Source organism: Halomonas sp. hl-4 (assembly GCF_900215475.1).
Lineage (GTDB): Bacteria > Pseudomonadota > Gammaproteobacteria > Pseudomonadales > Halomonadaceae > Vreelandella.
In genome coordinates this window covers 3,174,001-3,187,806 of sequence record NZ_LT907845.1, presented here as the reverse complement: position 1 = coordinate 3,187,806, position 13,806 = coordinate 3,174,001, and the positions used below count along the sequence as shown (strand labels likewise).

Genomic DNA, 13,806 nt, shown 5'->3' with positions numbered 1-13,806 from the left:
TCATCTCCCCTACCCCTTGACGATGACATTCTGGGCGGCCAGTTCGCCGCGGAAATCCTTGAGCAGCCCGAGCACCGGGTTGGGGGCTGCCTGGCCAAGCCCGCAAATAGAGGCATCTATCATCACCTGGGAAAGCTGTGTCATCAGCCCGGCGTCCCATTCATTGCGCTCGAGCAGGGTGAGCATCTTTTCCGTGCCCACCCGGCAGGGCGTGCATTGACCACAGGACTCGTCGGCAAAGAAGGCCAGCAGGTTGGTCGCGACCCCGCGCAGATCGTCCTGGTCAGAGAGTACGATCACCGCGGCGGAGCCGATAAAACAGCCGTGCTCCTGAAGGGTGTCGAAGTCGAGGGGGATATTGGCCTTGGCAGCGGGCAGAATGCCGCCGGAGGCGCCGCCGGGCAGGTAGGCCGCCAGACGGTGGCCGTCGGCCATGCCACCGCAATACTCGTCAATCAATTCGCTAAGCGTGATCCCCGCCGGCGCCAGATACACGCCAGGGTGTTTGACCCGGCCCGAGACCGAGAAACTGCGCACCCCCACGCGGCCGTGGCGACCCTGGCTTGCGAAGGCCTCCGCGCCGCGCTGCCAGATCATGGGAATCCAGTAGACGGTTTCGACGTTATTGACCAGCGTCGGCTGATCAAAGAGCCCTTTCTGGGCCACAAACGGCGGGCGATGACGGGGCTTGCCCGGCTTGCCTTCCAGGGACTCGATCATCGCCGACTCTTCGCCGCAGATATAAGCCCCCGCGCCGCGCCTCAGCACGATGTAGCCCGGCGCCACCAGGCCGGCGGCCTCGAGCTCGCCAATCGCCTCGCGCAGTACGCCATGCAACGCCGGATACTCATCGCGCAGGTAGATATACAGCGCCTCGGCGTCGACCGCCCAGGCACTGACCAGCGCGCCTTCCAGAAACTGGTGCGGCGAGCGTTCCAGGTAATAGCGGTCCTTGAAGGTGCCGGGCTCACCCTCGTCGGCGTTGATGGCGCAGTAGCGGGGGCCGGCCTCCTGGCGCACGAAGGTCCACTTCTTGAAGGTAGGGAAACCCGCGCCCCCCAAGCCCCGCAGATTGGCCTGCTGCATCGCGTCCATCAGCGCTTCCACCGTGACCTCGCCCTCGCGACAGGCGCGCAGCAGCGCGAAACCGCCCTCGCGCCGATAGTCGTCCAGCCGCTGCCAGTCGACGGTAGCGGGGTGAAAGTGCGCCCCCTCGATCACCGTCGCAATACTCTCTTGGGTGGCAAACAAAACATGATGATGTCCTACTTCCGCCACCGGCGCCGTGTCGCAGCGGCCCATGCAGGGCGCCCGCAGTACCCTCACCTGCTCGATATCCACATTGGCTTCCAACTGGGCCTTCAGCGCCTCGGCACCGGCCAACTGGCAGGCCAGAGAATCACAAACGCGGATGGTCAACGCGGGCGGCGTCTCCTGATCGTCGTGAATCACATCGAAGTGGGCATAGAAGGTGGCCGTCTCGTAGACGGCCGCCATGGGCAGGTTCATGTAGGCCGCCAGGGCACGCAGGTCCGCAAGCAGTAGATGGCCCCGGGCATCCTGAATAACATGCAAATGTTCGATCAGCAGGTCACGGCGGCGCAGCGTGGCGTCTTCGCGTTCGTCGCCCAGCAGCTCACGCAATCCCTCAAGGCGGTTGGGATCGAGCTCACGGCCGCGGGGCTTGCCGCGAAAGGGGCGCTTGGGGGTCACGGTCTGAACGGTCATTGGGCACTCATTATTATCTTGATCGGCTTTTTTACGTAGGAACGAAGACGGCACCCCGCGGGGCGCCGTCTAGGGTCTCGCTACCCCACCGCCAGGTAGGGGTTAGGGCTGTTTACTAAATTGCTGAGTTAATACGTTATTAGGCCACGCTGCCATGTGGGTCAATAACGAATTTCTTGGCCGCACCACCATCGAAGTCAGCGTAGCCCTGGGGCGCCTGATCCAGGTTAATCATCTGGACATTGACCGCATCGGCGATATTGACCTTGCCAAACAGAATAGCCTGCATCAGTGGGCGATGGTACTGCATCACCGGACACTGCCCAGTATGGAAACTGTGGGACTTAGCCCAACCAAGACCAAAGCGCATGCTCAGCGCGCCCTGCTTGGCAGCATCGTCTTCCGCGCCGGGGTCTTCGGTCACGTACAGGCCGGGGATACCGATCTGGCCACCCGCGCGGGTCAGCGACATCGCCGAGTTGAGCACCGTGGCGGGCGCTTCTTTGCCGTGGTTGCAGCCACAGGCGTGGGCTTCGAAGCCAACGCAGTCGACAAAGGCATCGACCTCGCGCTCGCCGAGAATCACCTCGATCTTGTCGGCCATGTCACCGTCCTGGGTCAGGTCGATGGTCTCGCAGCCAAAGCTGCGGGCCTGGGCCAGGCGCTCTTCGATCATATCGCCAACGATCACGCAGGCCGCACCCAGCAACTGAGCGGAAACCGCAGCGGCCAGCCCGACGGGCCCGGCACCGGCGATATAGACGGTGCTGCCCGGGCCGACACCGGCGGTCACGCAGCCGTGAAAGCCGGTGGGGAAGATATCGGAAAGCAGGGTCAGATCCTTGATCTTCTCCATGGCCTGATCGGCATCCGGGAACTTCAGCAGATTAAAGTCGGCGTAGGGGACCATGACATATTCGGTCTGGCCGCCGACCCAGCCGCCCATATCCACGTAACCGTAGGCGGCGCCAGGGCGGGCTGGATTGACGTTGAGGCAAATACCGGTGCGGCCTTCCTTGCAGTTGCGGCAGCGGCCACAGGCAATGTTGAATGGCACCGAGACCAGGTCGCCCGGTTTGATGAATTCGACGTCACGGCCGGTCTCAATAACCAGCCCAGTGATTTCGTGGCCGAGTACCAGGCCAGGTGAGGCAGTGGTGCGACCACGCACCATATGCTGGTCGCTGCCACAGATATTGGTGGTAACGACCTTGAGAATCACGCCGTGCTCGCATTTGCGATTGCCTAAAGCAAGTTCAGGATAGGCAATGGATTCAACGGCGACTTCACCCGGTCCTTTGTAGACCACTCCGCGGTTGGCTGCATTCATGGCTGGCTCCTGTAGTTTATTGTTCTGCTCGATAGGGTGGATTGCGCTTTTCCACCCTATCCCCTCCGCGTCTTAGGACTTACCCCAAAAAGGCACTCACATATCTATTCAAGACATCCTAGCCAGAACGAATAGATAGAGGTCGCTTTCACGACACTCTTGTTCTTAAACAGGGCCAACAATTCGGTGCGTCGGCGATGCCTGGCTCATATCCGACGTCTAACAAGAGCAACCAAGGAACCCTGATGAACAACAATGACGACCCGGTCCTGTCGCCCGGACAGGACAATACTCAGATAATGGGGCTGGATTTTCATAACCCCGTCTTTCCGCTTTCCGCTCTCGCCATCCTACTGTTTATTATCTACGCGCTGGTCTACCCAGATGCCGCTAATACTCACCTGGGGCTTGCCAAGAACTGGTCGATCGAACACTTCGACTGGCTATTCATGATCGCGGGCAACATCTTTGTGGTGTTCTGTCTCGTACTGATCTGCTTGCCTTTGGGGCGGATTCGTCTGGGCGGCAAAGATGCGAAGCCGGAATACTCGCGCACCTCCTGGTTCGCCATGCTGTTTGCGGCGGGCATGGGCATCGGCCTGATGTTCTGGAGCGTTGCTGAGCCCGTGGCCTACTACACCGACTGGTACGGCACGCCTTTGAATGCGCCGGCGGGCACCCCGGAGGGCGCCAGCGCCGCTATGGGGGCGACCATGTTCCATTGGGGCCTGCACCCCTGGGCCATTTATGGTGTGGTGGCACTGTCACTGGCTTTCTTTGCCTATAACAAGGGCCTGCCGCTTACGCTTCGCTCCGCCTTCTACCCCATTCTGGGCGAGCGAACCCGCGGCTGGGCAGGCCATATCATCGATATTCTTGCCGTGCTGGCCACTATTTTCGGCCTGGCCACTTCGCTTGGCTTTGGCGCTACCCAGGCAGCTGGCGGGCTTGCCTATCTGTTCGATATCCCTAATACCATCGGCACCCAGCTGGCGATTATCGTGGTAGTCACGGTGATTGCGCTGATCTCGGTATGGCGGGGTATCGACGGCGGCGTGAAGCTTTTCTCAAATATCAACATGGTCATCGCGGCCGTGCTGTTGCTGTTTGTGGTCGTGGCGGGGCCGACCCTGATGATTCTGACAGGGATTGGCACCACCGCGCTGGACTATGCAAGCCACCTTCTGCCGCTGTCGAACTGGGTTGGTCGCGACGACGATACCTGGTATCACGGCTGGACCATCTTTTACTGGGCATGGTGGATCTCCTGGTCTCCGTTTGTCGGCATGTTTATCGCGCGCGTGTCGCGAGGCCGGACGGTGCGTGAGTTCCTGATCGCGGTGCTGCTGGTGCCGACGCTGGTCACCCTGGTATGGATGAGCGCCTTTGGCGGCACGGCGATTTTTCAGGCCTCAAACGAAGTGGGCGAGCTGGCCAACGGTATTGACGACGTCTCGCTTGCCATGTTCCACATGCTGGAACAATTGCCCCTGACCAGCATTACCTCGACGCTCGCGATCATTCTGGTGCTGGTGTTCTTTATTACCTCATCGGACTCCGGCTCGCTGGTGATCGACAACATCACCGCGGGCGGCAAGACCGATGCCCCCAAAAGCCAGCGAGTGTTCTGGGCCACGCTTGAAGGGGTGATTGCCGGCGTGCTGCTGTATGGCGGGGGGAGCACGGCACTCAGTGCGCTTCAGGCGGGCGCGGTGGCCACCGGGCTACCCTTTACGCTGGTGCTTCTGGTGATGTGCTTCAGCTTGTATATAGGACTGCACAAGGAGCAGCAGCAACTTTCTGGCAAGGTACCCACCACGTCGCTCCAAAAGTGATGTCGCAACATGACGGGAGCGCCTTGTAGGCGCTCCTTCTTGGGGGCTCGTTTAGCCATCAGTGATAGCAAAAACGCTAAACGCGAGCATACCCCTTCCCAGCGCCGTGCCCCGGCCGCTTATCTTTTCGCGAGCGTGGCTCACTCTCCGCGGGGAAACCGCTGGGCCTCTTCGAGTATGTTGAGGTCCATGTGGTTGCGCATATAGCGCTCCGAGGCCACCTGCAGCGGCTGATAATCCCACGGATAGTAGGCGCCGTTGCGCAGTGCTTCGTAGACGATCAACCGTCTCGCCTGGCTTTCGCGCACCTCGGCGTCGAAGCGCGCCATGTCCCAGCGCTCGCGGCATTGCTGTTGGAAGTCGGCGAGTTGTTCGGCATGCGCCGGATCTTCCGCCAGATTATTCAACTCGTGCGGGTCTTCGGCGAGATTGAATAGCTGCGGCGGATCAAGCTCGCAATGGTTGAACTTCCACTGACGATGCCGGATCGTGATCAGCGGCGCGTAGCTGCCCTCGGCGGCGTATTCCAAGCAAACCGGTGTATCGCGCCTTTCGCCCTTCATCAGCGGTGCCAGCGACTCGCCGTCGGTCCACGGTTCGATGGCACTCAGGTCGATACCCACCAGATCAGCCAGCGTCGGATTGATATCCAGCGCAGACACCGGCGTACCGACACACTTGGGCTCAAGACCCGGCGCACTGATCATCAGCGGTACGCGTGATGAGCCTTCGTAGGGGCTCATTTTGAACCACAATCCGCGCTCGCCAAGCATGTCGCCATGATCGGAGACGAACAGAATGATGGTGTTGTCGAGCATGCGGGTGCGCTCGAGCACGTCGAGAATACCGCCCACCTTGTCGTCGATGTAAGACAGGTTGGCGAAATATCCTTGGCGAGCACGGCGGATATTCTCGGGCTTTATGTCGAACTGGGTATAGTCGTTGGCATCGAAGAGACGCTGCGAGTGCGGATCCTGCTCGGCGTAGGGAATCTCACCCACCGTTGGCTCGAGATGCTCGCAGTCACGGTAGAGATCCCAGTATTGGCGGCGCGCTACGTAGGGATCGTGGGGATGAGTAAAGCTCACGCATAATGCCCAGGGGCGTTCGTCATGACCGCGCGCCAGGTCGTAGAGCTTTTGCTCGGCGTGGAAGGCAACCTCGTCATCATACTCCATTTGATTGGATATCTCGGCGATGCCGGCCCCGGTAACAGAGCCCAGGTTGTGATACCACCAGTCGATGCGTACACCAGGGGTGCGATAGTCCGGCGTCCAGCCGAAATCAGGCGGATAGACATCGGTCGTCAGGCGCGACTCGAAGCCGTGTAGCTGATCCGGGCCGACGAAGTGCATCTTGCCCGAGAGACACGTTTGGTAGCCAGCGCGCCGCAAGTGGTGCGCCCAGGTCGGAATGCTCGACGGAAACTCGGCAGCGTTGTCGTAGACGCCGGTACGGGAGGGAAGTTGACCTGACATGAAAGCCGCACGCCCGGGAGCACAGAGATAGCTCGGCGTGTAGGCATTGCGAAAGCGCACCGAGCGCTCGGCCAGTGCCTTCACGTTCGGCATATGCAGAAAATCTGCCGGGCCATCTTCAAACAGCGTGCCGTTAACCTGGTCGGCCATCAGCACCAGAATATTGGGTTTTGTCATCGCTGCCTCTGGGGTGTGGTTAGGGTGACGGAAGAAGCCTCAGCTTGCGTTACAAAGACAAAGCGGCACAAACGATTTATTTAGGCTCAAAGCCCCAGCTTAGCTGGGGCTCAGCGGCCGACCCACCCAGCGTTGCCTTTTGTGCTGCCACGACGCGACGTCCCGACTTTTTAACGGCATGTCGTAATTCTTTCATTGGGTGCCGCTGGCGACTATGAGCGTGCTTATAAAGCGCTGCACCATGACGGCACAATGTTAACAACCCCATGGTTATGCTCATGATTTATACCATCGCAATACTGTTGAGCCTGGTCGGCTATTTTGTCATCGGGCATCTGGCTGGGCGGCGCGTCAAGGGACTGGATGACTACCTGGTCGCTGGCCGCAATGCGCCCACTTTCTTTATCCTGGGTACGCTGGTGGCCAGCTACCTGAGCACCAGCGCCTTTCTCGGCGAAACGGGCTTTGCCTACCAGGGCTATCCGTTCGTCATGCTGATTTTTGCGGCGGTCAGCACCTCGGGCTGCCTGCTGGGGGCCTTGGTGTTCGGCCGTTACCTGCGCCGTAGCGGCGCCAAAACCGTGCCGGAGTTTTTTGGCAAGCGCTTTGCCTCGCGGCGCGTCCAGGTCATTGCCGGGCTCACCACGGTCATCGGCCTGGGGGCGTATCTGCTGGGGGTCATGCAAGGCGCGGGCATCATGTTCGCCGAGCTGACCGGCATGCCCTACTGGGTGGGTCTGGTGCTGGTGTGGATGACCTACACCGGCTTCATTCTGTATTCGGGCTCGCCCGGCGTGATGATCACCGACACCGTCATGTTCGTGATTTTTTCGCTGGCCGCGGTGGGCGGGTCGCTGTATGTCATTCAGGATCTTGGCGGCTGGAGTGGCGTCGTTGAGGGGCTTTTAACCCAGACGGACAAGCCCGGCATTGGCCTGTGGCATGGGGTGATCGAAGGGCCTGATGCCAACTTCTCCTCTCCCGGCGAGGCGCTTGTCTGGGGCCTGACCCTGGGCCTTGTCTGGGCGGCGGTGCTGGCGGCGAGCCCCTGGCAGTCCAGCCGCTACCTGATGGCGCGTAACGAGCACGTGGTGATGCGCTCGGCCATGCTGACGGCGGTGGCGCTCGCCGTCTTCTATGCGCTGATGATGATGACCGGCGCGGCAATCAATCTCTACGACCCGACCCTCGAGCCCGAACGTTCCATGGTCTGGGTGGCGCTCAACATCCTGCCGACCTGGCTTGGGGTGGTGATTCTCACCGGGGTGTTTGCCGCCGGCCTGTCGTCCTGCTCGACGTTCCTGTCGATCATCGGCTTTAGCCTCTCCAACGATATTCTCCCTGCCTCGCTGGACGAAAAAAAGGCCATGCGTAAAAGCCGTATCGCTGTGCTTTCGGCGGGGCTTACAGCTCTATTGCTGGCGCTTTTTCAGCCGCCCGCGGTCATGGCGGTGGTCTGGTTTGCCGCCACGCTGTTTGCCTCCTCCTGGGGTCCGGTGGCTTTGATGAGCATCTGGAGCCGGCGGATTACCGCCGCCGGGGCCAGCTGGGGCCTGGTGGTCGGATTTGTCGGCAACCTGGTCCTATCGTTAATGGCGCAGGCCGAGTGGATCAGTCTGCCAGTGTATTTACACCCGGTGCTGTTGAGTACGCTGATGGCGCTGGCGGCAATCGTGCTGGCATCCACCATGACCCGCGTGAGCCAGTCCGAGGTAGACTACCGTGCGTTTCTGCATGAGTTTGATACCCGGGCGCTGAGCGGCTGGGTGTCCGGCACCCGCTGGATTGCGCTATGTACCATGCTCTCCGGGGTCGCTATCGGGCTGTTTTTGTGGCAACAGTATGCGGTCACCCTGGCGGGCTTCGCCGAGCGCTTTGCGCTCTCATCAGGCGCGGTTCAAGGCGCCTACCTGCTGGCAGTAGGTTGCGGCAGCATGCTGCTGATTGCCGGGGGCGTGGGCTACTGGATAGTGCGCCCTCGCCATCAGCAAGCCGCTGTTGCGCGCGCAACCATGGCAGACAATCGCTAAGCGCAGGGCAGCCGAGCGAGCCAATGACCATTGGCCCGCTGCGCATTTCTCAACCGCTCGCCTAACCGGCGGGCGGTTAGCTTTTTACCCGCCGGGAGTAAGTCAATGCAGCTAAGTTCGTACCAACGCGGTCTGCTTACGGTAGTCCTAGGCGTGGTGTTCCTGAGCTTCGACGGATTGCTGATACGCCTGGCGCGCACCGACGGCTGGACCATCGTGTTCTGGCGCGGTTTGTTGATGTTTTGCGTGCTGGGGCTTCTGTGCTGGGCAGGCAAGCGGCTTGCGACGCTCTGCAGCAACCCGTTTTCCTCATTGGCCTCAGCCCTGCTGCTGGGCCTGATATCCAGCCTGTTTGTGCTGGCGGTCATGAACGCCAACGTGGCCAACGTGGTGGTGATCCTGAGTACCGCGCCGCTATTTGCCGCGCTGTTTTCGCGGGTTTTCCTGGGCGAAAAAGTCGCGCTGCGAACGCTGGTGGCCATTGCCGTCTGCATGCTGGGCATGGGCCTGGTATTTATGGGCGAGGGAGCCATGGGGATGCTAACCGGCAACCTCTATGCCTTGGCAGCCGCGGCGGCCATCGGTGGCAACCTGACGCTGCTGCGCCGCTATCCAGCGATTGACCCTATGACGGTAATTGCCGGCGGAGGGCTGCTCTCGGCGGCCATTGCCCTACCCATGGCCTCGCCGCTGACGCTGGATGCCCAGCGTTATGGCGTACTGGCCCTCATGGGCCTGGTGCAGATGCCGCTTGCCACGGTGCTGATCAACAGCGCCACCCGCTACCTGCCGTCGACGGAGGTGGCGCTGTTCTACCTGGTCGAAACCGCATTGGGCACGCTGTGGGTCTGGTGGCTGCTGGGTGAGACACCCACGACCTCGACGCTTATTGGCGGTGGCGTGGTGATTCTGGTGCTGGTCGTGCACGCCTGGATCGGCTTGCGCCTGGAAAGACAGCGCCTGCTGCTTTATCCGGGGTTTACCAGCCAATAGCACGCACGCCTCAACAAAAGAAAAGCCCGCCAAAGCGGGCTTGAAAGAGGGTTAGCAGCGTGATGCGCAAGCAACGTCAGCGCAGTACATCCTCTTCCTTGAGCAGCTTGTAGATCGCCTCGGCGCCCTGCTCGGGGGTCACGTCGGTGAGCACCTGCCCGCCCTTGCCCTCCGACTTGGCGGCTGCCGCCTTGAAGCGATCCCTGGCCGAAGCGGATTTGACGATCTTCAGACGCTTGGGCCGTTTACGCGCGGGGGCCAGCTGCCATTGCGCCAGCTCGCTGTCGGCTTCAGGATTGGTGGGTGCGAACGCGAAGGTGGCCCGACGCGCCGGACCGAAGGCGCTTTGGCGAGCCGCCGGGGCCGCTTCGTCCACGCTGATGATGGCCGGGAGGCGCACCTGGAGTCGGCGACGCTGCCCCCGGGGCAATGCCTGAAGCAGCGTCACCACGCCGTTTTCCACCGACTCGACCGCTGCCAGACCGTTCACCAGCGGCCAGCCCAGGCGCTCGGCCAGGGCATAGGGCAAAAGCCCCGACCCTTCACCGCGCTCCGCCCGGGCGCCGGTGATCACCAGTTGGGGCGCGGCGTTCGCCAGGTGCGCCGCCAGCGCGGGAATGGCGTCGCTGCCCTCGGGCTGCTCGAGCAGGGTCATGGACTCAAGCCCCATGCCCAGGTAGCCGCGCAGGGCGGCTTCGCTGTCATCATCCTGAGGACCCGCGTGCAGCACGCTGATCCGCATATCCGGCAGTTCGGTCTCCATGGCCAGCGCAAGCTCCAGCCCGCGGGCGTCCTGCTCGGCGCGCCGCGGGCGACCGGTGGTTGGGTGGCGGCCGATGGAGACCAGCACTGCCACGTCGATTCCCTGTTGCTGTCGTTCAGGCTGCATCGCGCTGCCCTCCCCGCTGCTGTTCCACCATGGCCACCAACGCGGCCAGGATTTGGGTACTGTCGCCAATCACCGCCAGGTCGGCGCGCTTGATGATGTCGCACCCCGGATCGAGGTTGATCGCCACCACCTTGTCGCAGCGCTGAATGCCCTGCAGGTGCTGGATAGCGCCCGAAATGCCCACCGCCACATAGACCCGGGCGGTGACCCAGGTGCCGGTCGCGCCTACCTGCCGGTCGCGGGCCATATAGCCGTCGTCCACCGCGACGCGTGACGCGCCTTCGGTCGCGCCGAGAACCTTCGCGGCGTGATGGAAAGCCTCCCAATCCTTGACGCCGTTGCCGCCTGAGAGGATGAACTCGGCCTCATCCAGCGCCACGCCGGCGGGGTCCACCGCCACCTGCCCCAGGTCTTCAATGCGGGACAGGTTGGTGGGAATTGACGCCGAAAGGGTCAGGTGCTCGGCTGCGTGGCGGGTCTCGTCCACCGGCTCGGCACACTCGGCCAGCGCCAGCGCCACCCGCGGTAGAGGCCGTTGAATATCCAGGCTTCCGGCGCCGCCCCGGGCCGTACACTGCCAGCCAAGCGGTGCGTCCTGGTCGGCCTCGATCTGCCACACCCCGGTGGCGGCCCGTTCGCCCAGGCGTAGGGACAGCCGCCGCCCCAGATCGGCACCGCCCAGCGGGGAGTCCGGCAGCAGCCAGAAACGCGGCGCCATCTCCCGCTCGACGGCGCTTAATACCGCCAGGCGTGCCTCGGGGGCGAAGCCTGCGTAGCGCTCATCCTCAAGGTGCACGACGCGATCGATGCCGGCTTCGCCCAGGCCGTCTTCCTTGTGCTCGCCGAACAGGATCGCCACCACGGCGCCGGGCTGGTCGGCGTCGGCATCCGCCACGCGCCGGGCCAGCCCCAGCAGGTCCTTGTCGTGACCGGAGAGACGCCCGCCGGTCATGTCGGGCACCACGGCCACCAGGAAGGCGGGGTGATCAATGGTCACCGTGCGCCGACTATCGCGTGCCGCCGCAGCGGCGGCGGGTGACTGCCCGCCCTGCTGGAGGCCGCTACGGTCAATCCGCCTGACGCCATTGGGGCCGATAAAGCCGATGGCACGCGGGTCCTTGCGCACCACGCCGTTGGGGCCCATCCATTCGCTGGTCGCACCACCGCCCATTGCAGCCAGCACCGTGGCGTAGTCGGGATGCAGACGGTTCCGGGCGATCCACTCGCGACGCGGATCGCGACGTATAATCTCGCTCATACGGTCACCTCTTCAGCCATTGCGTTTGCTGCCGGCCGGCGGGACGCGTCGGGCGCATCGGCGGCGGGGCGCTCAACCAGCGCATCGGCCACCAGCTCAGCGATGTCGCGCACCTCGGCGCTGGCATCCACCACACCTTCCAGCATGGCGGTGCACTGCGGGCAGCCCACCGCGACCAGTTCGGCGCCGGTCTCCTTGACGTCGTTCATGCGCATGTCGGGAATCCGCTGCTTGCCGGGAATATCGGTGATCGGTGCCCCGCCACCGCCACCGCAGCAGCGCGAACGGAAGCCGGAGCGCTCCATCTCCTTGACCTCGATACCCAGCGCCTTGAGCACGTTGCGGGGCGCCTCAAACTCGCCGTTATAACGGCCCAGGTAGCACGGGTCGTGATAGGTGACGCTGCCGCCCTTCCAGGGGGCAAAGGACAACCGACCGGCTTCAAACAGCTCGGCGATAAAGGTACTGTGGTGACGCACCTTGTATTGACCGCCCAGTTCGCCGTACTCGTTACCCAACACATGAAAACTGTGGGGGTCGCAGGTCACGATCTGCAAGAACTGATACTTGGACAGGGTGGCAATATTGCGTTTCGCCAGGGACTGGAACGTCGCCTCGTCGCCCAGACGCCGTGCCACATCGCCGCTGTCGCGTTCTTCATTACCTAGCACCGCGAAGTCTACCTCGGCGGCTTTCAGCACCTTGATCAGGGCACGCAGGGTACGCTGGTTGCGCATATCAAAGGCGCCATCACCCAGCCAGAGCAGCACGTCGACCTGCTTGAGATCGGCCATCAGCGGCAGGTCGAGATCCGCTGCCCAGTTGAGCCGCGAGCCGGGGTCGAAACCGCCGGGATTGTCGGTGGCGATCAGGTTGTCGAGCACCTCGGCGCCCTTGTTAGGCGTCTTGCCCCGTTCCAGGGTCAGGTGGCGGCGCATATCGACGATCGCATCCACGTGCTCGATCATCATCGGGCACTCTTCCACGCAGGCGCGGCAGGTCGTGCACGACCATAGCGTATCGGCGTCGACCAGCGCCTTGCCTTCCAGCGCCACGATGGGCCCGTGGGGCGAGCCCGCGTGTTCACCTACCGGTTTGCCAGGGTAGGGAGAGCCGGCATAGGCGGCATCGGTGCCCCCGGCCATGCCCACCACCATGTCCTGGATCAGCTTCTTGGGGTTGAGCGGCTGACCGGCGGCAAACGCCGGGCACACCGCCTCGCAGCGCCCGCACTGCACGCAGGCATCGAAGCCCAGCAGTTGGTTCCAGGTGAAGTCGGCGGGCTTTTCCACCCCCAGGGGCGCTGTTTCATCTTCCAGATTGAGCGCCTTGAGACCCGTTGACCGGCCGATGCCACCATTTTTCGTGGAGAAGCGCTCGGCGCGGCGGTGGAAGGCCAGGTGCAGGGCGCCGGCGAAGGCGTGCTTCATAGGCCCGCCCCAGGTCATGCCGAAAAACATTTCGCCCAGCCCCCAGGCCACGACGCCCGCTAACACTAGCGCCAGGAACCAGCTGCCGCTTCCTTCAAGCAGACCTTCGGGCAGCAGCCCCACCGTGGGTAGCGTAATCAGAAAGACGCCCAGCGAGAACGCCATCAGGCTCTTGGGCAGGCGCATCCAGGGACCTTTGGAAAGCCGGGCGGGGGGATTGATGCGCCGTCGCGCCACAAACAGACTGCCAATAAACATGGAAGTGCTGGCCAGCAGCAGCAGCCCACCCAGAACCGGGTTGGCAAGCCCCAGCCCGTGCACCAGGATCATCAGCACAGCGGCCGCCACAAAGCCACCGGCGGTGGCCACGTGGGTGTTGGAAATCATCTTGTCGCGCCCCACCACATGGTGCAGATCCACCAGGTAGCGACGCGGCACGGCCGCCAACCCCTTGAAGAAACTGACCGGCGAGGGGCGCCCCTGACGCCACAGGCGCATACGGCGTACAGCGCCGATCGCCGCCAGGGCCAGGGCGGTGAAGATTAATATCGGCAAGAGCGTTTCGAGCATGGTGCTCACCTCATGGCTGGAACAACTAGCGATCACGTCCGGGAATACCGGTGGCGGGCTGTTGCGAGGGCGCTGTAAACCCCTCCCT

The 13,806-nt window shown here is 62.7% G+C and carries 9 protein-coding genes; 3 read left to right on the top strand and 6 right to left on the bottom strand.

Annotation, left to right across the window (positions count from 1 at the left end; genetic code table 11):
* Positions 1 to 9 precede the first annotated feature (9 nt).
* Positions 10 to 1,728, bottom strand: a complete 1,719-nt coding sequence (locus tag CPH17_RS15035; protein WP_172898701.1) for an NADH-ubiquinone oxidoreductase-F iron-sulfur binding region domain-containing protein — start codon at positions 1,726 to 1,728, stop codon at positions 10 to 12.
* 139 nt (positions 1,729 to 1,867) lie between these two features.
* Entirely contained in the window at positions 1,868 to 3,058 is a 1,191-nt protein-coding gene (gene fdhA / locus CPH17_RS15030) for a formaldehyde dehydrogenase, glutathione-independent (protein WP_074395052.1), read from the bottom strand.
* 245 nt (positions 3,059 to 3,303) lie between these two features.
* Between fdhA and CPH17_RS15025 the strand changes: the two genes are divergently transcribed.
* A complete protein-coding gene (locus tag CPH17_RS15025) occupies positions 3,304 to 4,893 on the top strand; it encodes a BCCT family transporter (protein WP_096300144.1) in 1,590 nt (529 codons plus the stop codon).
* A 140-nt stretch (positions 4,894 to 5,033) separates the two neighbouring features.
* Here the strand turns inward: CPH17_RS15025 and betC are convergent, their stop codons facing one another.
* On the bottom strand, positions 5,034 to 6,548 hold the full coding sequence (gene betC, locus CPH17_RS15020; protein ID WP_074395050.1) for a choline-sulfatase: 1,515 nt from the start codon (positions 6,546 to 6,548) through the stop codon (positions 5,034 to 5,036).
* Between the two features lie 278 nt (positions 6,549 to 6,826).
* Here betC and CPH17_RS15010 point away from each other — a divergent pair, with 278 nt between their 5' ends.
* Together CPH17_RS15010 and CPH17_RS15005 are read left to right on the top strand one after the other, a co-directional pair.
* Positions 6,827 to 8,578, top strand: a complete 1,752-nt coding sequence (locus CPH17_RS15010) for a sodium:solute symporter family protein (protein WP_074398387.1) — start codon at positions 6,827 to 6,829, stop codon at positions 8,576 to 8,578.
* 105 nt (positions 8,579 to 8,683) lie between these two features.
* A complete protein-coding gene (locus CPH17_RS15005) occupies positions 8,684 to 9,571 on the top strand; it encodes a DMT family transporter (protein WP_074395048.1) in 888 nt (295 codons plus the stop codon).
* A gap of 76 nt (positions 9,572 to 9,647) precedes the next feature.
* Here the strand turns inward: CPH17_RS15005 and etfB are convergent, their stop codons facing one another.
* The 3 genes from etfB to CPH17_RS14990 are packed head-to-tail and all read right to left on the bottom strand — an operon-like array spanning position 9,648 to position 13,718.
* The gene (etfB, locus tag CPH17_RS15000) at positions 9,648 to 10,460 is read right to left on the bottom strand and encodes an electron transfer flavoprotein subunit beta (RefSeq protein WP_096300142.1); all 813 of its coding nucleotides are present in this window, start codon (positions 10,458 to 10,460) and stop codon (positions 9,648 to 9,650) included.
* Positions 10,450 to 11,718: an electron transfer flavoprotein subunit alpha gene (gene etfA, locus CPH17_RS14995; RefSeq protein ID WP_096300140.1), complete on the bottom strand. Its 1,269-nt coding sequence runs from the start codon at positions 11,716 to 11,718 to the stop codon at positions 10,450 to 10,452. Before etfA ends, etfB begins: the two co-directional genes overlap by 11 nt.
* Complete coding sequence (locus CPH17_RS14990; RefSeq protein WP_096300137.1) at positions 11,715 to 13,718, bottom strand: (Fe-S)-binding protein; 2,004 nt, start codon at positions 13,716 to 13,718, stop codon at positions 11,715 to 11,717. Before CPH17_RS14990 ends, etfA begins: the two co-directional genes overlap by 4 nt.
* Positions 13,719 to 13,806 lie beyond the last annotated feature (88 nt).